Origin of the sequence: Qipengyuania proteolytica, assembly GCF_019711565.1 — a bacterium.
GTDB lineage: Bacteria > Pseudomonadota > Alphaproteobacteria > Sphingomonadales > Sphingomonadaceae > Qipengyuania > Qipengyuania proteolytica.
In genome coordinates this window covers 941278-959345 of sequence record NZ_JAIGNN010000002.1, presented here as the reverse complement: position 1 = coordinate 959345, position 18068 = coordinate 941278, and the positions used below count along the sequence as shown (strand labels likewise).

The window sequence follows — 18068 nt, the reverse complement described above, 5'->3', positions numbered from 1 at the left end:
TGTAATTTTTTCACAATTCGATGCTAGCGTGGCGGGATGGAAAGTCCCGCCACATTGCTGTTCGGTGCCTATCGCGGCACTGCTGACGATCTCGAACTGGTGGCGACCGGGCAAAGGCTGACGCTCGCCCGGCGTGACGGCGATTTCCTTCACTGCACCTATTCGGATGGCGAACTCGACCTGGCGTCCCGCGCCCGCGAAACGCTGCGCAATCCCGACCCGGGCAGGGTCAGCGCGGAGCTCACGGTCGGCTTCGGGCCTGAAAATGCCGGCGCCGTTTTGCAGGAATACGGGCTGTGGCGGCGGCTCTCGTGGTTCCTGCTTGAAGCCTTGCTCGTCCGGCTCGCTATCGAGCACGAAGGTCGGCATTTTTCGCAGCTCGAGGTCCGCCTCGACGGCGGGTGGCTGTCCACGGGGTGGAGCGACAGGGTCAGGCTGCAGATCCATGCTTTCAACCTTCATGAAAGCTCGCGACTTGTCGGACCGCAGCCCTCCGGCCTGCTGACCCCGCGCGACCGGCCGGTGCCGTCGGCCCGCTTGCTGCGCGGCACGTCACCCACGGCGGAGGTGACGCGCGAGATGGCTGTGAGCGCGGGCGCGGACGGGATCGCTGGACTGCTGGAACACGTGCCGCGATACGAGCTGTCGGACGGAACGGTCCTGTTCTTCTCGCAGGTCAATCCCCATTCCGGCCCCGAGTATGCGCCCAGCCTGACGGTCGGGATGTTTACCGATGGGGCCCTGCTGTGCGCCGCTTACGTCCATGGCACATATTCGGGCGTTCCCGTCGCGCTGGCAGGCGACCCGGCGGCCTTGGTGCGAACGGCTGAGGGCAGGAGCTATGGGCCCGAGGGGGGGATGATACCCACTCGCGTCCCGCTGGCCTCGCTAATCGAACAGCAGTTCTACGCGCGCCTCGCCGCCGCCGAAGTGACGCGTCCCGCCGACTATCGTGCGCGTCCGCAGATGACCCATCCCGAATTTCCCGACCAGACAATCGCCTTCGGCATCGGTCAGGCGACCTGCGGCTGCCTGCCTTACGCCATCGGCCTGGGAAACGGACCGCGCGGTTTCGTTCTGAACGAGAACGTCCAGGACAACCCCGACACCGTTGGAAATCGCGCGCGTCCCGTGCCCGATCGCTTGCTCGACCTCGACGAATTGCTCGGGAAGCACGGTATCGAACTAGGCACCAGTCCACCGCGAAAGTCACCACGGCCCGGTTTGCTCGACCGCCTCGCTCCATACTCGGCGCTGATCTTTTTCAGCTTGCTGCTGTTCTTCATCTTCGACGATGCGCTCGACAGCACCCCACTCGCCTTGCTCTTCACCGCACTTGCGGCCCCGCTGCTCTACGCGAAGCTCAAGATCGACGAAGCTGTCGTGCGCCGGATCGCCCGGCGTTAGCCCCGACCGGCCGAGCGAGCCAGGCGCGAGCCACCAGCCTGTCAGGGCGTCGCGCCGCCGTCGGGGTTGAGATACCCTTCGAACTTCGGGACCGGGCGGCCCGCCGCTGCTTCCTCGGTCGTCGCCGTGCCGTTCTTCGCAATATCTTCGATCAGCCACTTCATCTCGGCGATTTCCTTGCGCTGGGCCTTGATGATGCCATTGGCCAGTTCCTGCACGCGCTTGTCCTCGATATGCGCACGCTCGCTGGTCATGACCGCGATCGAGTGGTGCGGGATCATGGCCGACATCCATTCGCTGTCGTCCACAGTCGCCTGACTGCGGACGAGGAACAGTGCGAGCGCAAAGGTCACCACCGACACGCCGATGATGATCCAGTTCTTTGCCTTATTCTTGTACATGCCCCACATGAATAAGAGCATCACCACCGCCATCACCGCGCCCATGACGAAGGTCATCCAGAAGCGCGTCTCGCTCCACATCACGTGATCGAGCGCGTAGGTGTTGAGATACATCAGCGCGAACATGATTGCGGTCGACGTGCCGACCATCGCCATGAACCGCTTGTAGTTTCCTTCGTGGTGCTGGTGCGTGCCTGCCATGCATTCGGCCCCTGTTCGATTGTACCTTGTCTACCCCGTCAAATGCCCGACCGCAGAGAAAGTGCCTTCGTGCACCCTTGGCATCCGCCGATCCCATCACATATGGGCGCGGTATGACGGGTCGTTTTACACGCCGACGCTTTATCGCAGGCAGCGCCGCCCTCGGCGGGCTCGCCGCCATGCCCGCTTGGGCGCGCGCCATGCCGCACGGGCCGGTGCGGCAGGGGTTCGACGAGGTCTCCGGTCGCTCGATCGACCTGATGGTCGCCGAAACCAGCTTCGCCACCGGCGGCAGGCGCGGCCATGCGATCGCGGTGAACGGCAGCATTCCCGGCCCGCTGATCCGCCTGAAGGAAGGCGAGCCGGTGAGGCTCAACGTCACCAACCACCTGGCCGAGGATACCTCGATCCACTGGCACGGCCTGCTGCTGCCGTTCCAGTTCGACGGCGTTCCGGGCGTCAGCTTCCCCGGCATCGCTCCGGGGCAGACCTTCACCTACGATATCCCCGCGCTGCGCCAGTCGGGCACCTACTGGTGGCACAGCCACTCGGGCTTGCAGGAACAGGCGGGCCATTACGGACCGATCATCGTCGACCCTGCCGGTGCCGATCCGGTGCAGGCCGACCGCGATTACGTGCTGCTGCTGAGCGAGTTCACCCCCATGCATCCGCATGCGATCATGGCGAAGCTCAAGAAGGGCGAGGAATATTTCAACCGCCAGAAGACCACGGCCACAGACGATTACCCGCTGACCGGTGAGGAACGGCGCATGTGGGCGGGCATGCGGATGATGCCGACCGACATCGCCGACGTGACCGGTTCGACCTACACCTACCTCATCAACGGGCACGGGCCGGACGACGGTCTCGAATATCTGTTCAATCCCGGCGAGCGGGTGCGGCTGCGCGTCATCAACGGCAGCGCGATGAGCTTCTTCAACATCCGCATTCCGGGCGTGAAGATGACCGTGGTGGCGGCGGACGGGCTCAACGTGCGCCCGGTCGAGGTGGACGAATTCCAGATCGGCACGGCGGAGACCTACGACGTGGTGGTCGAACCGACCGGCGCGGCGCATACGATCGTGGCCGAAGCGATGGACCGGTCGGGCATGGGCGTCGCCACGCTGGCCTCTCGCCCCGGCGCCCGCGCGCCGGTGCCGCCGCTGCGCGATCCCGTCCTGCTGACCATGACCGATATGGGCCACGGCGGGATGGACCACGGCTCCGGCGGTCATGACGGCATGGACCATGGCGCGATGGATCACGGCTCGATGGACCACGGCGCCATGGATCATGCCGGCATGGATCACGGCAAGCCTGCCGATCCGGCACTCGCCATGGACCATGGCGACATGAAGATGCGCGATACCTCGCTCCTGCCGCCCGATGTCGAGGCGGGGCCGGGTGTGGACATGGTGGCGGCGATGCCGATGGACCGCACCGGCTTCCCCGGCCTCGGCCTCGACACGGTCGAGCACAAGGTCCTGACCTATCGCGATCTCGCTGCGCTCGCGCCGAACGACGATCCGCGCCGGCCCAGCCGCTCGATGGAGATCCACCTGACCGGCAACATGGAACGCTACATGTGGTCGTTCGACGGGAAGAAATTCTCCGCCGTCTCCGACCAGCCGATCCGCTTCGCCTATAACGAGCGGGTGCGGGTCAAGCTCGTCAACGACACGATGATGGCGCATCCGATCCACCTGCACGGGCACTTCTTCGAGCTGGTCAACGGTGCGGAACCCATGCACCAGCCGCAAAAGCACACGGTGATCGTCCAGCCGGGCAGCACGGTGACCTTCGACCTCACCGCCGACGAGCCGGGCGACTGGGCTTTCCACTGCCACCTGCTCTATCACATGCACGCCGGCATGTTTCAGGTGGTCAGCGTGGCCTTTCCGGGGGGCGCGCAATGAAGTTCGCCCTGACGCTGCTGCTGGCCTGCACCGCAGCCCCTGCGCTGGCGCAGCACGAGGGGCATGCTCCCGCTCCGCAGCCGGCCGGGCCAAAGCAGGAAGAGGCTGCCGATCCGCATGCCGGGCACGAGATGGGCGACCCGGCACCGGTCGATCATTCCCAGATGGACCATTCACAGATGGACCATTCGCAGCACACCCCCCCGAATTCGGGCGACGTTCTTCAGGGCCTCAAGCTCGACATTCCGCCGCCGCCGGAACGCCCAGCGCCCGCGTCGGCCGGTTCAGGCCCGCCGCGCGCCGCTGACGCGATCTGGGGTGCCGAGGCGATGCGCGCGAGCCGCGCCGCGCTAAAAGACAATCACGGGGGCCAGTCGCTGGTCTGGTTCCAGGGCGACCGGCTCGAATATCGCGCGCGCGACGGCGCGGACGGGTACCTGTGGGACGTCCAGGGCTGGTACGGCGGCGATATCGACAAGTTCTGGTTCAAGTCCGAAGGCGAGGGCGCTTTCGGAGAAGACGTCGAGGATGCCGAAGTGCAGGGCCTCTGGAGCCATGCCATCGGCCCCTGGTGGGACCTGCAGGCCGGCGTCCGGCAGGACCTGACCGGGCCGGAGCGCACCCATGCCGTGATCGGCTTGCAGGGACTTGCGCCCTACCTGTTCGAGATCGATGCGGCGGCGTTCGTGTCCACCAAGGGCGACGTCACCGCGCGGATCGAGGCCGAGCTGGACCAGCGTATCACCCAGCGGCTGATCCTCCAGCCGCGTGTCGAAGTCGCGCTGTCGGCGCAGGACATCCCGGAGCTGGGCGTGGGTGCCGGGCTCGACCATCTCGAGGCGGGCTTGCGCCTGCGCTACGAGATCGTCCCCGAGTTCGCCCCCTACATCGGCGTCGACCAAGAGTGGAAGGTCGGCCAGAGCGCCGATTACGCGCGGCTCGACGGCGAGGACACCGCCACGACCAGCTTCGTCGCCGGGGTCCGCTTCTGGTTCTGATCGCCAGCGCTTAGCGCTTGCAGGCGCGCTCGTCGTCCGACCGGATGCGGGTCGCGCTGGTCCCGGTGCGCAGGACCATCCCTGCATGCTCGCACTTGCGGAGCTGGAACCGCACCTTGCGGTCGCGGAAGTCGAGCGAGACGCGGCGAAAGCTTTCCATGAGGTCCGTGCCGAGCAGGAGCGACGGCGTGTCGCTCATCCCGAACACCGCGAACGGGGGAATGTCGGCAAAGGCGATCGGCACGTTCTGTAAGGTGATCGGCCCGATCTTCAGAGACTTGATCACGGTGAATTCCAGTTCCGCCGACGCCCCCGTCACGCCATAGACCGTGATGGTTTCGAAACCGCGCACGCGACGGCGCAGCAGCTTGTCGCGCAGGGCCAGGTTGCCGATGGTAATCTCCGAGCCGGTATCGACCACAGCCTCGACCTTCTGCCGCTGGGCTGCCACTTCGGTCAGGATCAGCTGCCCCCGCTGCAACCGCCCGGTGACGACGATGATCCCGTCTTCCCTCATGGCCGGTTCCAGTTGCTCGTCGACGGTAATGACCCGGTCCTCGAAGTCGAGCATGAGCCGCTGGTTGACCAGCGCGTCGAGCCCGATCATGCCGTCCCCGCCCATGTCGCGCTCGTCGAGCATGGGTACTTCGATATCGGTCGTGACGGTGGCGCCGAGCTGCAATTCGTCGACCCACACCCGGTCCACCATGGTGCTTTCGGTCACGCCGTGGAGCAGTGCCCGGTCCGCCATGGGCAGGGCGAGCTTGCCGGCCAAGGCCGATCCGACGGCGGAGGTGTCCGCGCCGCTATCCACCACGAACTTGTACGGCCCCCTGCCGTTGACCTTCACGTCCACGGTCATGCGGCTGCGCAGCTTGCGGGCCTCGATCGCCTCGCCACCGATGGCGAGATCATTGTCGATATCGGCCGGCGGCAGGACCGGCATGCGGGTGGTGCCGGTTTCCGCGGCGGGCTCTTCCTGCGCGCTCGCGCCGGTGGCCGCGCATAGGGCGAGCGCAAGCGCTGCCGATAGCGTTCCTCTCCTCATTCCGAGGCCATAGGGCAGCGAGCGGCGGGACCGAAGTCCCGCTCGATAGAAGGCCCATGTCGCCCGACCGGCGGGCGTGAGGTGTTACTTCGCCTTGCGGGTAGCGGGTTTTGCGCTGCCGGCCTGCGCCTTCATCGCAGCCAGCTCGGCCGCAAGCGCGGCATCGCGGCGGAGCGCGGCGATTTCGGCATCGACGCTGGCCGGTGCGGGTTCCGCCCGCGCTTCGCTGGTCAGGTCGACGCGGCGCTCCATGCGCTCGATCCGGTCGAGATGGCGTTCGGCCTTGCTGTCACCCGTGGCAGCAGCGCCGGCGCCTTGCGGTTCCCTGGGCAAGTCCTTGAGCTTGGCAATCGCCTCGGTGCGCTTGGCTTCGAGCCGCTCGATCGCGTCGGCCAGTTCCTTGACCGTTTCGGACGCGTCGCGCGCCGCATCGCGCAGCCGTTCGGCCTGGGCGCGCTCGTCCTCGCGCGCCAGCAGGGCGGAGCGGGCAAGGTCTTCGCGCTTGTGGTCCATCGCGGTCCTGGCCTTGGCCGTCCATTCCTCCGCGCGGGCCGCAGTCGCTTCGGCCTGGGCGAGCAGGCGCTCGTGCTGGCGCTTCGCCTTCGACAGGTCGCCATGCAGGGTGATGAGGCTCTCCTCGATCTCGGTCCGCAGCAGCTTGAGCATCTTGGCCGGATCGCCGGCGCTTCCGATCATGCTGTCGACATTGCTGGAAACGAGCTCGCGGATGCGAACGGCGATATGAATCATTGCAGTGGGCCCCCTTGACGACCGGTGGGGTCGTTTTGACTTGGGTGTCTTAAGAAATGGTGGCCTGAAAGCAAGAATTGCCGTGTTTGCAAGTCCCTATTGCCTTTGTGGCACTCCTGTCGCAGCGATTTTCCTACTCTCCCGCGACTTGCTATTCCGCCGCCCGATGAAGCGCCCGAAGAACTTCCCTTTTGGTCCCTGCCGTCAAAGCGCCGACCGATGCCCGGATTTTTCCGCTATGGACCGTGTAACAGGCGGTCCATGTCATGGGTCTTGCCGGGGGGGGCTCCTACATTCGTCCTACAAGGCAGCAAGCGGCAGAATCGCTTGCAATCGGCGCGTGAAACGCTATGTGCGCGCCTTCCCAAGCCAGCTTCGGGAAACCCGCGCGGGAGGTTCGCAAACACGGACCGCTTGACCGCTTACCATGAGCTTCGACTGGAGACAGGCGGAGCGAAAGTGAGAAAGGAAGCCAATTATGGCCAAGAAGATCGACGGCTATATCAAGCTGCAGGTGCCCGCCGGCACCGCCAACCCCTCGCCGCCCATCGGCCCCGCACTGGGCCAGCGCGGCGTGAACATCATGGAATTCTGCAAGGCGTTCAACGCTGCGACCGACAGCCTCGAAAAGGGCATGCCGATCCCGACGATCATCACCGTCTATGCGGACCGTTCGTTCACCTTCATCACCAAGACCCCGCCGGCCAGCTTCCTGATCAAGAAGGCTGCCAAGCTGAAGTCGGGTTCGAAGGAGCCGGGCAAGGTTTCGGCCGGAACCATCAAGCGTTCGCAGCTCGCCGAAATCGCCGAGACCAAGATGAAGGATCTCAACGCGAACGACATCGAGCAGGCAACCAAGATCATCGAAGGCTCCGCGCGTTCGATGGGCCTCGACGTGGTGGAGGGCTAAGATAATGGCTAAGCAGACCAAGAAGCAGCAGGTTGTCGCCAAGCTCGACGGCGAAAAGCTCTACACCGTGGACGAGGCTCTCGCCACGCTGCGCGAACACAAGGCGAAGTTCGACGAAACCGTCGAAGTCGCGATGAACCTCGGCGTCGATCCGCGTCACGCCGACCAGATGGTCCGCGGCATGGTGTCGCTCCCGAGCGGTACCGGCAAGGACGTCAAGGTCGCGGTCTTCGCGCGTGGCGACAATGCCGACAAGGCGCTGGCCGCCGGTGCGGACAAGGTCGGTGCCGAAGACCTCATGGAAGACATGCAGAACGGCAACCTCGACTATGACCGCGTGATCGCCACGCCGGACATGATGGGTGTCGTCGGCCGTCTGGGTAAGGTCCTGGGTCCCAAGGGCCTGATGCCGAACCCGAAGCTCGGCACCGTGACCCCGAACGTGGAACAGGCCGTGAAGGACGCCAAGAGCGGCCAGGTCGAATTCCGCGTCGAGAAGCAGGGCATCATCCACAGCGGTATCGGCAAGCTGTCGTTCAAGGATGAGGACCTCAAGGCGAACTTCAAGGCGCTGACCGATGCGATCGTGAAGTCGAAGCCGTCGGGCGCCAAGGGCAAGTATGTCCGCAAGGTCACGCTGACCAGCTCGATGGGTCCGGGCCTCAAGGTCGACCTCTCGGAAGTTGAAGGCGCCTAATTCGCTTTCCTACTTCGATGCAATTTGAATAGGGCCGGGGGGAAACCTCCGGCCCTTTCTCATTGTCATGTTTCCGCTGGTGCGGGTGCGCCGCGCAACTGCCGCGAATAGACCCAGCCGATCCCGATCAGGCTGAAGCCCAGCGCCATGAAGCTGGCGATCCGCAGCAGGCCCTCGAGACCCGCTGCGTCGACGATGAAAACCTTCGCCACCGCGAGCAGCATCAGCACCAGCGATCCGACCCGCCAGCTGCGCTCGCCGAGGCGGCTGCCGAGGAAGAGGTAGAACAGCGCCAGCAGTATGCCTGCAAGGCTGCGCATCAAGTCCTCGGTCTGGGACATTGGAACGCCTGCCGGGAGCGATCCGGCGAAGGCTTGCCGCAGCAGCGTCAGCACCATCATGGCCGAGAGCGCGATCACCACGCCGTCGAAGGCGATGCGCGTGCGCTCGCCCAGCCAGCGCCGCAAGAGCAGCGCGGCAGCGATGGCGATGCCGTAGGCTGCGAGCGCGAGGTTAGCGACGGGCACGGGGCCGATTGCCTGCTTCGCCCACAGCGGATTGTGGAGCAGGCCGGTGTAGATGGCGAAGTGGAGCAGGGCGGCGCTACCGAGTGCTACGGCTAGCCAGCGTTGCGGAGCAAATCGCGCGACGCCGTTCGCCGCCAACCAGCCGAGGCCGAGCAGCAGCGCTTCCCAAATCGTCCGCTCTGCAAGCCCGAGCGAAACGAAGCGCATCTCGGTCTCGATCGCGAGCACCTGCTTGAACAGGATGTGCGCCGCGACCAGCAGAACCGGTGCGGCGAGCCATGCCGGGCGCAGGGCGGCGACGGCCCGGATGGCCGGCGGCGAGGGCAGGATCGCCAGCGCGGCCACGAGCGGTAGGATGCGTGTCAGCACGGATTTGGGTGGGGGCAGGTCGATCACGAAGACCGGATCTGCCGCTAGCGAAGCGAGCCCTGCCTCGAGCCAGCCCACCAGCGGGACCAGCGCCCAGAACAAGGCAATGAGGGTAAGCGTCCCCTGTGCCGCCTTCCGCTCGCCCGCGAAGTGCCAGATCGCGAAAGCGCCGAGCGTCGCGCTCCAGGCGAGCACGTCGGCGGGCAGGACCTGTGCAAGCGCCCCGTATACGAGCGCCGCGGCGATGGCCTCTCCGCTATGACGCATGGCCGGCTGGCGGGTGAGGATCGCCAGCGCGGCGAAGGGGGCTGCGGCGGCGATCCAGCGCAGCACCGCCTGCCACACGGTGGTCCCACCGGCATCGCCGCCGAGCAGGGCGGCCTCTTCGACGAAGCCTCCGGTCGTCAGCAGCGCGCCGAGCGCGACCACGGCACCGATCGAGCACAGCTGCGCGATGGCCAGGTCCCCCGTGCGGTGCAGGAGGATGAAGGCCGGGAGGAGCGCCAGCATGGCCGTCAGCGGCGCGCTCCAGCCCGGTGTCACCATCAGCAGTGCAGCAAAGCCGAGGGCGCTCGCCGAGCCGGTCAGGCCCGCGAACCAGCGGCGATCCGCGCGCTGCCGGGTGAGCCATGCGCCCGCCGCCGGGAACAGCGCCAGCGCGGCGGTGGCCAAGGCCAGTGACCATTCGGCAGCATCGGCCTCGAAGTCGCCGAAGGTGCCGTAGACGATGGCGGCCAGAGCGGGCGGGACCAGCGCGGCCTGCAAGCGGTCGACGGTCCGGTCCGATCCCTCGCGCAGGAATGCGAGCGGAACGCCCGCGAAGACGAGCGCGAGAGCCGCCCCGACCCAGCCGAAATCGCTGGGGAAGGGCAGGTCCCATTGCACGTAGAGCAGGACGCCGACCAGCGCCGCGATGCCGTTGGCCTCGCGCATTGCGGGGCGCTTCCAGCCGAAGAACGCCAGCGTCGCGCCGAGCAGCAGGTAGAGCCCCCAGGCAAGCGGCGCATAGCCGCCCTGGTCGACGAGCATGGCGAGCTGCAGGCTCGCCACCAGCGCGGCAATGAGCCGCAGCGGCGTCTCGAACCGTCCCGCATCGGCCAGCGCCGGCATGACCGCGCCGAGAACAACGAAATAGAGGCCGAGCGCGAGCACTTCGGTGAAACCCGGATCGCCCGCCAGCAGGAGAACGGCACCCCAGCCGAGCCCGCCGACAAGGGCCGCGATGCCCATCCACTCACGCTGCTGCTGGCGCCCGGCATAGACCAGCCCGCCCGTGACCAGACCGAGATAGAGCGCCAACAGCGGCAGGTTCGCGTCTTCGCCGCCGACCAGCGCGGGCGCGGCGAAACCGCCGACGAGGCCGAGGACGGCGCTGGGAAGGCCGAAGCGGAAGGACAGCGCAATCGCGCCTGCGGTCACTGCGGCGAGTCCGACGAAAGCGAGCGTCTGGCCGATCAGCCCGTATTGCGTGCCGGCAAGATAAAACCCGGCATAGAGCGTCGCGAGGCCTGCCCCGGCCAGGGCCTGCGCCACACGGGGGTCGGCCACCTTTGCGCGGAAGCGATAGGCGACCTCGGCCCCGCCGATCAGTGCGCCGCCGAAGAGGAACGCCATGATGACGCGCAGCAACGGGGTGATCAGGCCGCGCTCGATCGAATAGCGCACGAGGAAGACACCCGCGACCGCGAGCGTGACACCGCCGAGCCAGATCGGCAGGCGGCGGCCGAAGACATCCTCCAGGTCGAAGCGGAAACGCGAGACCAGCGGGTCGGCAGGCCGCTCGTCGGAAGACGGCTGGTCCGCCAGCGGCTCGGCCGCCGGCTCGGGTTTAGCCTCCACGGGTACCGGCTCGGACAGCGTCTCCGTCTCGTCTTCGCCGCGCCGCAGCGCTACGGCGGGGACCGACACGGGGGTCCTTGGCAGCTCCGGTTCAGGCGGTGCCGCCTCGGCCGCCGGCTCTACCGATACGCGCTGCATGCCGCGCATCATGTCGAGCATCCGGTCCTGCAGCTCGTCGAGCTTCTCCAGCCGCCGCTCGGCGCGCTCGAGGCGGTTCCACAGGTACGCCACCACCCCTGCGAGGCCGAAGATGAAGAGCCATTCCATGCGCCGCTATCCCCTCGGGACCGAACCTATCGAGGCGGAGTAATGCGGAAAAGGCCTGCTCAGATTCCGCCGGGGGTAAAGTCGAAGCCGGCGATGGCGAGACCGTCGCACAGGCTGTCGACGCAGCTTTTCAGCTCCTCCGGGTCGGTCGATCGCACGACGAAATTGGCACCTACCTTCCCTTCACGGAAGAAGGGGTAGCTGCCAATCTGGCAGCCCTCGTGAGCTTTCTCGACCTGTCGGAGAATATCGGCGACCTCGCTCTCGGGCGTCCAACAGCCCACCGTCTCGCTAAGCAGCGGCGCGCCGCCTTCGAGCGTCCCGGTCAGCGCATCGAGCATGCCGGCGGTGATGTGCGGCACGCCCGCCATCAGGTGAATGCTGCCGATCTTGATGCCCGGCGCGCCCGACATGCGATTGGGGATCAGCTCCGCGCCCTCGGGCGCGCGTGCCATGCGCAGGCGCGCCTCGGTCAGTTCGAGGTCGCGGCTGGTATAGTACTTCTCGAGGATCGCGCGCGCTTCGGGGTGGACGATCACCGGAACGCCCAGCGCCTCGGCCACGGCGTCGACCGTGATGTCGTCATGCGTCGGGCCGATCCCGCCGGTCGTGAAAAGATAATCGTAGCTCTCGCGCAGCGCGTTCACCGCTTCGACGATGCGCTCGATCACATCCGGCACCACCCGGACCTCGGACAGGCGGATGCCCTGCACCTGCAGCCAGCTGGCCACCTGGGCGATGTTCTTGTCATGCGTGCGGCCGGACAGGATCTCGTCGCCGATCACGACGAGGCCAGCGGTGTAGATGCGTGTGCTCATGCCTGCCGACCTAATGCGGCTTGGCGAACAATGCTACTCCGCAGCTTCGAGTTGCTCTTCCTTGCCGCGCGCATTCGTGCCGTGGCGGTGCATGTCAAGGATGCCGTCGTCCACCGGATCGGTCTTCATGCGCTTGCGGTCGAGCACATATTCCTGATTGAGGCGCCAGGGATAGCTGACCGCATTCTTCGGCATGATCGCCTTGCCGCGCTGGATGTAACCGCTGGAGAAGTCGAAGATGTCGTCTTCCTGGAGGTTGTGGGTTTCCGGCAGGACCGGCACGGCCACGTCGGTACCGTTCGCTTTCTGGTGCTGCAGCACGCGGCAGATGAAGTCCGAATTGATGTCCGCGCGCAGCGTCCAGCTGGCGTTGAGATAGCCGAAGACCACCGCCAGGTTCGGCACGTTCGAGAACATGCAGCCCTTGTAGTAGAAGTGCTGCGACAGGTCGATCGGCGCGCCTTCCTTCGACAGCGCGATCTTGCCCGCGACCGCGAGCTTGAGGCCGGTCGCGGTGACCACGATGTCGGCGGGCAGGAAAGTATCGTCCGTCAGCCGCACGCCGCCCTTCTCGAAGGCCTTGATGTGGCCGGTGACGACATCGGCCTTGCCAGCCTTGATCGCCTCGAACAGGTCGTCGTCCGGGACGAGGCACAGGCGCTGGTCCCACGGATTGTAGGGCGGGGTGAACGGCTTCAGGTCGAAGTCGTCGCCCATGATTTTGGTGATCTTCTTGTGCAGGAATTCTCCCACCTTTTCCGGCTTGGTGCGCGCTTTCTTGAAGCTGATATCCTGCATCTTGATGTTCTTGAACCGGGTGATCCGGTAGGCCATTTCCTCGGGCAGGACCTTGCGCAGGAAATTCGCGAACCCGTCCTTGGCCGGCCGGCTGAACATCCATGTCGGCGTGCGCTGGAGCATGGTGACCTTGCCGGCCTTCTTCGCCATCGACGGCACGATCGTCACCGCGGTCGCGCCCGACCCGATGACGACGACATTCTTGCCGCTGTAGTCGAGGTCTTCGGGCCAGAACTGGGGGTGGATCACCTGACCTTCGAACGCGCCGAAGTCGAAGCCCGGATCATAGGGTTCGTCGTAATCGTAATAGCCCGCGCCGAGATAGAGCCAGTTGGCGGTGAGCAGCTTGCGCTCCCCGTCCTTGGTCTCCAGCGTCACGTGCCAGCGCGCATCGCTTTCGCGCCAGTCGGCGGCGAGCACCTTGTGGCCGAAGCGGATGTGTCGACGGATGTCGCGTTCGTCGACGATGCGGTCGAGATACTCGAGTATCGCAGGCGCATCGGCGATGGATTTCTCGTGCTTCCACGGCTCGAAATCGAAGCCCAGCGTATGCATGTCGCTATCCGAGCGGATGCCGGGGTAGCGGAACAGGTCCCAGGTCCCGCCGAGGTTGTCGCGCCGCTCCACGATCGCGTAGCTGTGCGAGGGGGCCTTCTCGCGCATGTGCGCTGCCATGCCGATACCGGAAATGCCCGCACCGACGATCAGGACATCGAAATCGCTTGCCGACTCTGTCATCTGTCTCTCCCAATTGGCGCGAGCGTAACCCAAGCGGACGACGAGCGCCAGTCGGTTGTCTTCTGCAACCGTTAACGGGTTTCAGGGCCTGTGAACCTGCGCGGCGAGCGCCCTGCGCCGCTCGCGCGGCGACGATCCGGCCTGCAATCCCGGGGCATGCGGCAGCGTGGGCTGGCTGGCGAGGCGCGGGGTGGTGAACCAGACTATGGCCCAGACGATCGCCAGCGGCCCGATGTAGAACGGCAGCTGGCGCACGAAGGTCAGCATGATGCCGTCACGGAAAACGACGATCGAGGTCGCTACCAGGAGCGCGAACAGCAGGCGGGCAAATGCGCTCTCGGTCCGCATCATCAGCCGCTGGTAGATCCAGCCATAGAGTAGCGCGAAGATGGCGGCCTGGATCACGATCCCGAGATAGCCAAGCGACATCCAGCCTGCGCCGGGCATGGAGATCGTCATGCCGATGGGCGTGCCGTAATCCCACAGTTTGAAGAACTGCACCGGCGACCCGATCGGCTTGCCTTCCCACAGGACGCGCGGGATCGGTTCGGTCAGGATCTGGAGGTTGTGAGCGAAATAGTCGTAGCTTCCGGTGCGCTGGGGCACGGCGTAGACGATGTATTCGAAGTACTCCATGCCCGCGAAGTCCATATGTTCGAGCGGGTCGAGGTCGTACTTTGCGGAGTAGACGTCGGTCTCCCCGCCGCCGAGCATGCCGCGCACCGATGCGCCGCGGTCCGATACCACCGCGTTGAAAGCGATGAGACTGGTGGCGGCTAGCAGCATCAGGCGCCAGTCGAACCAGTTGCGCCGCCGCTCGATGAGGAAGAGGAAGCCGACGGCCGCGCAAGCGAAGATGAAAGTTCCGCGTCCGCCCGAACCGAGCATCAGCACGCTGGCGACAAGAAAGACCAGCCAGCCCGGCCAGCGGAAGCGCGCCAGCCACACGGCGAGCACTGCGATCGGCCCGAGGATCATCGCCGCATCGGCAAACCAGCCCACACCGTCGATATTGACGAGAATCCCGGTCGCCGGATCGCGTTGCATCGTGGCGTAGGGATCGGCGCGGCGGGTCCAGATCGACAGCTGCGCGAAGGCCGCCAGGGGGCCGAGCACTGCACCCACGGCGAGTGCGGGCGCCATCAGTCGCCGGCGCAGTTGCGCAAAGGCGCCCGCCGGCAGGGGCAGCGGTGCCCGGTCGGCAATCCGCAGGACGAGGAAGGTGAAGACCAGCATTGCCAGGTTCGCGCCCAGGATGACAGTAATCTTGTCGTCAACCGACGGCTGGAAATCATACACCCGATAGACGAGCTCGAAATCGTAAAGTCGCGCGAACAGGGGGCGGATGACGAAGACGAAGCCGTGGAACGCGAGGTAGATCGTGGCCGGGTGGAACAGGCTCGCCGCCTCGTGCCGCGCGTAGATCGCGCAGACGCCCGCGAACAGGACGCAGGAAGCGATGAGCAGGAAATCGTACACGCGGGCAGGATGGCTTCGAGCGCGTGGAGTCGCAAGCGGTCGCTACCCGCGATGCCCCAGAAAACGCGCAAGCTGGACAACGTCGGCGAACCGCTGGCGGCTCACGAGCGCAATGGCGAAGGCCTCGGCCCGCCAGTCGAGATGGCTCAGGGCCGCGCGGAAAGAGATGATCGCGGCATACAGCTCCGCCGGCACCAGCATCGCGGCTACCGGCAGCAGGGGCAGCCCCGCCATGGCCAGCGCCAGTGCGACCCCCAGCGCCAGCATAGAGACGACCAGATAGTCGCGCGAGATGCGGCCGAGCGCATTCTCTGCCCCGACGATCGATTGCGGGGTCGTGGCCAGCGCCCGCAGGGCCCCGGCGCACAACAACGCCATCGCGACCGGCAGGTCGAAGCTGCTCTTGCCTGCGGTGAAGATCGTGAACAGCCACTCGCCCGCCCACAGGATCGCCGCCGCGAATCCGGCCAAGGCCAGCACTGAAAGGCTGGTCATCGTGGCGAGCTGGCGCCGCTGGAGCGCCTGTTTGTCGCCGTCGATATAGCCGGCTTCGTGAAACTGGAGCGCGAAGAGCATGCTGGTGACGAGGTCGATCGCCCGCACGACCACGCGGATCGCGACGAAGCCGGCCACCACCTGCGCTCCGAAAGCGAAGCCGACGAGCAGGGTATAGCCCTGCAGGTTGAGCACATAGACGACCGGCAGGATCATGAAGGCGAGCGACGGGCGGACGAGTTCACCCAGCGAGGGGGCGAGTGGTGCCGTGCCTTTGCGGAACATCTCCGGCGTGAGCCGCCAGGCGAGAGCGAAAAGGATGAGAGCCGACACGATGCGCAACACCGCGAGCGATGCCGCCAGGAGGACATAGGAACTGCTTATGGCCACGCAGGCCGCCAGCACCGCGATCTCACACAGGCTGGCGATGTTCTGCGCCGTGTTAAAGTGCGGATACCGCTCGCTTACGCGCAGCGGCACGATCATCAGTGCGGCCTGGCTGAGGGCAAGGATATAGACGCCGAGCCAGGCCATGCTCGCGCGCAGTTCCGCGCCATCGAGGAAACCGATCTGGCGTGCCGTGGCCTCCGGCAACGCTGCTCCGACCAGCTGGAGGAGGACCAGCGCGGCCACGACGAGGCCGCTCGTCCACACCCAGCTGGCCCGGAAGGCGGATCGCGCATCGTCCCACCGTCCTTCGCGGGCCGCGGCTAGGGCGACATTGCCGCCCGCTCCAGAGAACGCTTGCCCTGCGACGGCGAGATAGGACGGGAGGGCGAAAAGCATCAGCCAGGTGCCGACACGCCCGGTAGGCCAGCTGGCGAACAGGATCGGCAGCGTCGCCAGCTGCACCGCGATCCGTGTCGCGATCCCCATGAGGTAGGAAATGACTGCGCCCAGCAGCCGGCGCTGGGCAGTCGGGCGCATCTCAGTCCTCTTCGCGTCGATCCATTTCGCGCGCGATATGGCCGAGGACACTGGGATGGAGCGGCCGGTCGAACTCCGCGCCGACAGTGCTGCCGTCGCGCCACTTCACCAGCGCCGGGATCGGCCCGATATTGCCGAGCTTGACGAGGATTTCGCTATCGACCTCGAGAATCGAGAACTTGTCGAAGAAGCGGCAGCCGTATTCGGAGATGTCCTTGAACCAGATATCGCGCGAGCCGCCGTGCCGCCCGCGGTATCGCCCGGCGACCTGGACCGTGAATCGTTCCTCGCGGCGGTTTTCCTGCGACATCGTTTCCCCTTGTCCGCACAGTGTCTAGCCGCTTGCCGGATTCGAACGCAAGCGAGGCCGTGCGGGTACTCGCAATAATCTGAAGTTCCGGTTAGGGACCGGAAAAATGCCGAACGGGGACGAGGATGCCGAATAGCCAGAACGGGAGGCCGCGCCGGGTCACCTCAATCGACGTGGCCGAACGCGCCGGGGTGAGCCAGTCGACGGTCAGTCGCGCGCTGTCGGGCTCCGAGACGATTACCGAGGCGACTCGTCGCCGGGTCGAGCAGGCGGCCGCCGAACTGGGCTATCACGTCAATGCGCGCGCGGCCGGCTTGCGACGCGGCGAGACGGGCACCATCGCCATCGTCGTTATCGGACGGGCAGGGCAGGGCGCGGCCTCCGTGAATCCCTTCTATTACAGCATGCTCGGCAGCACGTGCGCCGCAGCTGCGGATCGCGGGTACGAGGCGCTGGTCTCGTTCCAGGCAGAGCCCGAGGAGTTTTTCGGTCATTACGTCGCGCGTCGGCAGGCCGATGGCGTCGTGGTGATCGGTACGGCCACCAATGCTGAGGCCTGGGATTACTTCCGCGACTGCGCGAAGGAAACCGACCACATCGCCTTCTGGGGATCGCCCTTCGACGATGCGACCTGGGTCCGCTCCGACAATCGCGAAGGCGGCCGCATCGCGGTCGAGCGACTGGTAAAGGGCGGGGCGAAGGATATCGTCTTCGTCGGCGACACTCATTCCTCGCAGCGCCAGTTCTCCGAACGCTACGAAGGCTACAAGGCGGCGATGGAGGCGCAGGGTCTGGCCCCGCGCGAGCCGATCGTGAGCGAGGGTGAGGATCGCGTGTCGCAGGGTCGTAATTCTGTCGCGGCGTTGATCGAGAGTGGCGAGAAATTCGACGGGCTCTTCTTCGCCTGCGACGCCATGGCCCTGGGCGCGCTGGAGGAAATGGCGTCGCGCGGGATAGCAGTGCCGGGCAATGTCGGCGTGATCGGTTTCGACGGGCTCGGCTCGGGCGAATTCAGCGCGCCGCCCCTCACCACCGTCGAACCGGATTTCGCGACCGCAGGCAAGCTGCTGGTCGACACTGCGCTCGCCGGCGAAGGCGAAAAGCCCGAACGCCGCGTGCCCGTCCGGCTGGTGGAACGCGCGAGCATCGGCTGATATTGCTCGACGAACGGCA

The 18068-nt window shown here is 66.0% G+C and carries 15 protein-coding genes; 6 read left to right on the top strand and 9 right to left on the bottom strand.

Going from position 1 to position 18068, the window contains the following annotated elements; all coding sequences use genetic code 11:
• The first annotated feature begins 36 nt into the window (after positions 1-36).
• Positions 37-1407: a hypothetical protein gene (locus K3172_RS13720; protein ID WP_221590945.1), complete on the top strand. Its 1371-nt coding sequence runs from the start codon at positions 37-39 to the stop codon at positions 1405-1407.
• A 41-nt stretch (positions 1408-1448) separates the two neighbouring features.
• Here K3172_RS13720 and K3172_RS13715 read toward each other — a convergent pair whose 3' ends face one another.
• Positions 1449-2009: a DUF305 domain-containing protein gene (locus tag K3172_RS13715; RefSeq protein WP_247718174.1), complete on the bottom strand. Its 561-nt coding sequence runs from the start codon at positions 2007-2009 to the stop codon at positions 1449-1451.
• Between the two features lie 113 nt (positions 2010-2122).
• Here K3172_RS13715 and K3172_RS13710 point away from each other — a divergent pair, with 113 nt between their 5' ends.
• Both K3172_RS13710 and K3172_RS13705 read left to right on the top strand, forming a co-directional pair.
• Positions 2123-3925: a copper resistance system multicopper oxidase gene (locus K3172_RS13710; protein WP_221590943.1), complete on the top strand. Its 1803-nt coding sequence runs from the start codon at positions 2123-2125 to the stop codon at positions 3923-3925.
• Positions 3922-4923 (top strand): copper resistance protein B, encoded by a 1002-nt coding sequence (locus K3172_RS13705; protein WP_221590941.1) that lies wholly within the window; start codon positions 3922-3924, stop codon positions 4921-4923. Before K3172_RS13710 ends, K3172_RS13705 begins: the two co-directional genes overlap by 4 nt.
• A 10-nt stretch (positions 4924-4933) precedes the next feature.
• On the opposite strand, the gene K3172_RS13700 is transcribed toward K3172_RS13705, so the two are convergent.
• Both K3172_RS13700 and K3172_RS13695 read right to left on the bottom strand, forming a co-directional pair.
• On the bottom strand, positions 4934-5971 hold the full coding sequence (locus K3172_RS13700; protein WP_221590939.1) for a retroviral-like aspartic protease family protein: 1038 nt from the start codon (positions 5969-5971) through the stop codon (positions 4934-4936).
• A gap of 84 nt (positions 5972-6055) precedes the next feature.
• Positions 6056-6721 (bottom strand): PspA/IM30 family protein, encoded by a 666-nt coding sequence (locus tag K3172_RS13695; protein WP_221590937.1) that lies wholly within the window; start codon positions 6719-6721, stop codon positions 6056-6058.
• A gap of 478 nt (positions 6722-7199) precedes the next feature.
• Between K3172_RS13695 and rplK the strand changes: the two genes are divergently transcribed.
• On the top strand, positions 7200-7631 hold the full coding sequence (gene rplK, locus K3172_RS13690; RefSeq protein WP_200982369.1) for a 50S ribosomal protein L11: 432 nt from the start codon (positions 7200-7202) through the stop codon (positions 7629-7631).
• A gap of 4 nt (positions 7632-7635) precedes the next feature.
• A complete protein-coding gene (gene rplA, locus K3172_RS13685) occupies positions 7636-8328 on the top strand; it encodes a 50S ribosomal protein L1 (protein WP_221590934.1) in 693 nt (230 codons plus the stop codon).
• 65 nt (positions 8329-8393) lie between these two features.
• Here rplA and K3172_RS13680 read toward each other — a convergent pair whose 3' ends face one another.
• The 6 genes from K3172_RS13680 to K3172_RS13655 all read right to left on the bottom strand — a co-directional run bounded on the left by K3172_RS13680 (position 8394) and on the right by K3172_RS13655 (position 16895).
• Positions 8394-11330, bottom strand: coding sequence for a DUF2339 domain-containing protein (locus tag K3172_RS13680; protein WP_221590932.1), 2937 nt, complete (start codon positions 11328-11330; stop codon positions 8394-8396).
• 59 nt (positions 11331-11389) lie between these two features.
• Complete coding sequence (locus K3172_RS13675; protein WP_221590929.1) at positions 11390-12148, bottom strand: competence/damage-inducible protein A; 759 nt, start codon at positions 12146-12148, stop codon at positions 11390-11392.
• A 33-nt stretch (positions 12149-12181) separates the two neighbouring features.
• Positions 12182-13684: a flavin-containing monooxygenase gene (locus K3172_RS13670; RefSeq protein ID WP_221590927.1), complete on the bottom strand. Its 1503-nt coding sequence runs from the start codon at positions 13682-13684 to the stop codon at positions 12182-12184.
• A gap of 81 nt (positions 13685-13765) precedes the next feature.
• Positions 13766-15163: an O-antigen polymerase gene (locus K3172_RS15780; RefSeq protein ID WP_221590924.1), complete on the bottom strand. Its 1398-nt coding sequence runs from the start codon at positions 15161-15163 to the stop codon at positions 13766-13768.
• A gap of 42 nt (positions 15164-15205) precedes the next feature.
• Positions 15206-16585, bottom strand: a complete 1380-nt coding sequence (locus K3172_RS13660) for a hypothetical protein (RefSeq protein ID WP_221590922.1) — start codon at positions 16583-16585, stop codon at positions 15206-15208.
• A 1-nt stretch (position 16586) separates the two neighbouring features.
• Positions 16587-16895: a hypothetical protein gene (locus K3172_RS13655; protein ID WP_221590920.1), complete on the bottom strand. Its 309-nt coding sequence runs from the start codon at positions 16893-16895 to the stop codon at positions 16587-16589.
• Between the two features lie 125 nt (positions 16896-17020).
• Between K3172_RS13655 and K3172_RS13650 the strand changes: the two genes are divergently transcribed.
• Positions 17021-18049, top strand: coding sequence for a LacI family DNA-binding transcriptional regulator (locus tag K3172_RS13650; RefSeq protein WP_221590918.1), 1029 nt, complete (start codon positions 17021-17023; stop codon positions 18047-18049).
• Positions 18050-18068: the final 19 nt, after the last annotated feature.

What these genes read in the sequence shown, in the direction of transcription:
- K3172_RS13720 (WP_221590945.1), top strand. Translation starts at nt 37, where the DNA reads ATGGAAAGTCCCGCCACATTGCTGTTCGGTGCCTATCGCGGCACTGCT.
- K3172_RS13715 (WP_247718174.1), bottom strand. Translation starts at nt 2,009, where the DNA reads ATGGCAGGCACGCACCAGCACCACGAAGGAAACTACAAGCGGTTCATG.
- K3172_RS13710 (WP_221590943.1), top strand. Translation starts at nt 2,123, where the DNA reads ATGACGGGTCGTTTTACACGCCGACGCTTTATCGCAGGCAGCGCCGCC.
- K3172_RS13705 (WP_221590941.1), top strand. Translation starts at nt 3,922, where the DNA reads ATGAAGTTCGCCCTGACGCTGCTGCTGGCCTGCACCGCAGCCCCTGCG.
- K3172_RS13700 (WP_221590939.1), bottom strand. Translation starts at nt 5,971, where the DNA reads ATGAGGAGAGGAACGCTATCGGCAGCGCTTGCGCTCGCCCTATGCGCG.
- K3172_RS13695 (WP_221590937.1), bottom strand. Translation starts at nt 6,721, where the DNA reads ATGATTCATATCGCCGTTCGCATCCGCGAGCTCGTTTCCAGCAATGTC.
- rplK (WP_200982369.1), top strand. Translation starts at nt 7,200, where the DNA reads ATGGCCAAGAAGATCGACGGCTATATCAAGCTGCAGGTGCCCGCCGGC.
- rplA (WP_221590934.1), top strand. Translation starts at nt 7,636, where the DNA reads ATGGCTAAGCAGACCAAGAAGCAGCAGGTTGTCGCCAAGCTCGACGGC.
- K3172_RS13680 (WP_221590932.1), bottom strand. Translation starts at nt 11,330, where the DNA reads ATGGAATGGCTCTTCATCTTCGGCCTCGCAGGGGTGGTGGCGTACCTG.
- K3172_RS13675 (WP_221590929.1), bottom strand. Translation starts at nt 12,148, where the DNA reads ATGAGCACACGCATCTACACCGCTGGCCTCGTCGTGATCGGCGACGAG.
- K3172_RS13670 (WP_221590927.1), bottom strand. Translation starts at nt 13,684, where the DNA reads ATGACAGAGTCGGCAAGCGATTTCGATGTCCTGATCGTCGGTGCGGGC.
- K3172_RS13660 (WP_221590922.1), bottom strand. Translation starts at nt 16,585, where the DNA reads ATGCGCCCGACTGCCCAGCGCCGGCTGCTGGGCGCAGTCATTTCCTAC.
- K3172_RS13655 (WP_221590920.1), bottom strand. Translation starts at nt 16,895, where the DNA reads ATGTCGCAGGAAAACCGCCGCGAGGAACGATTCACGGTCCAGGTCGCC.
- K3172_RS13650 (WP_221590918.1), top strand. Translation starts at nt 17,021, where the DNA reads ATGCCGAATAGCCAGAACGGGAGGCCGCGCCGGGTCACCTCAATCGAC.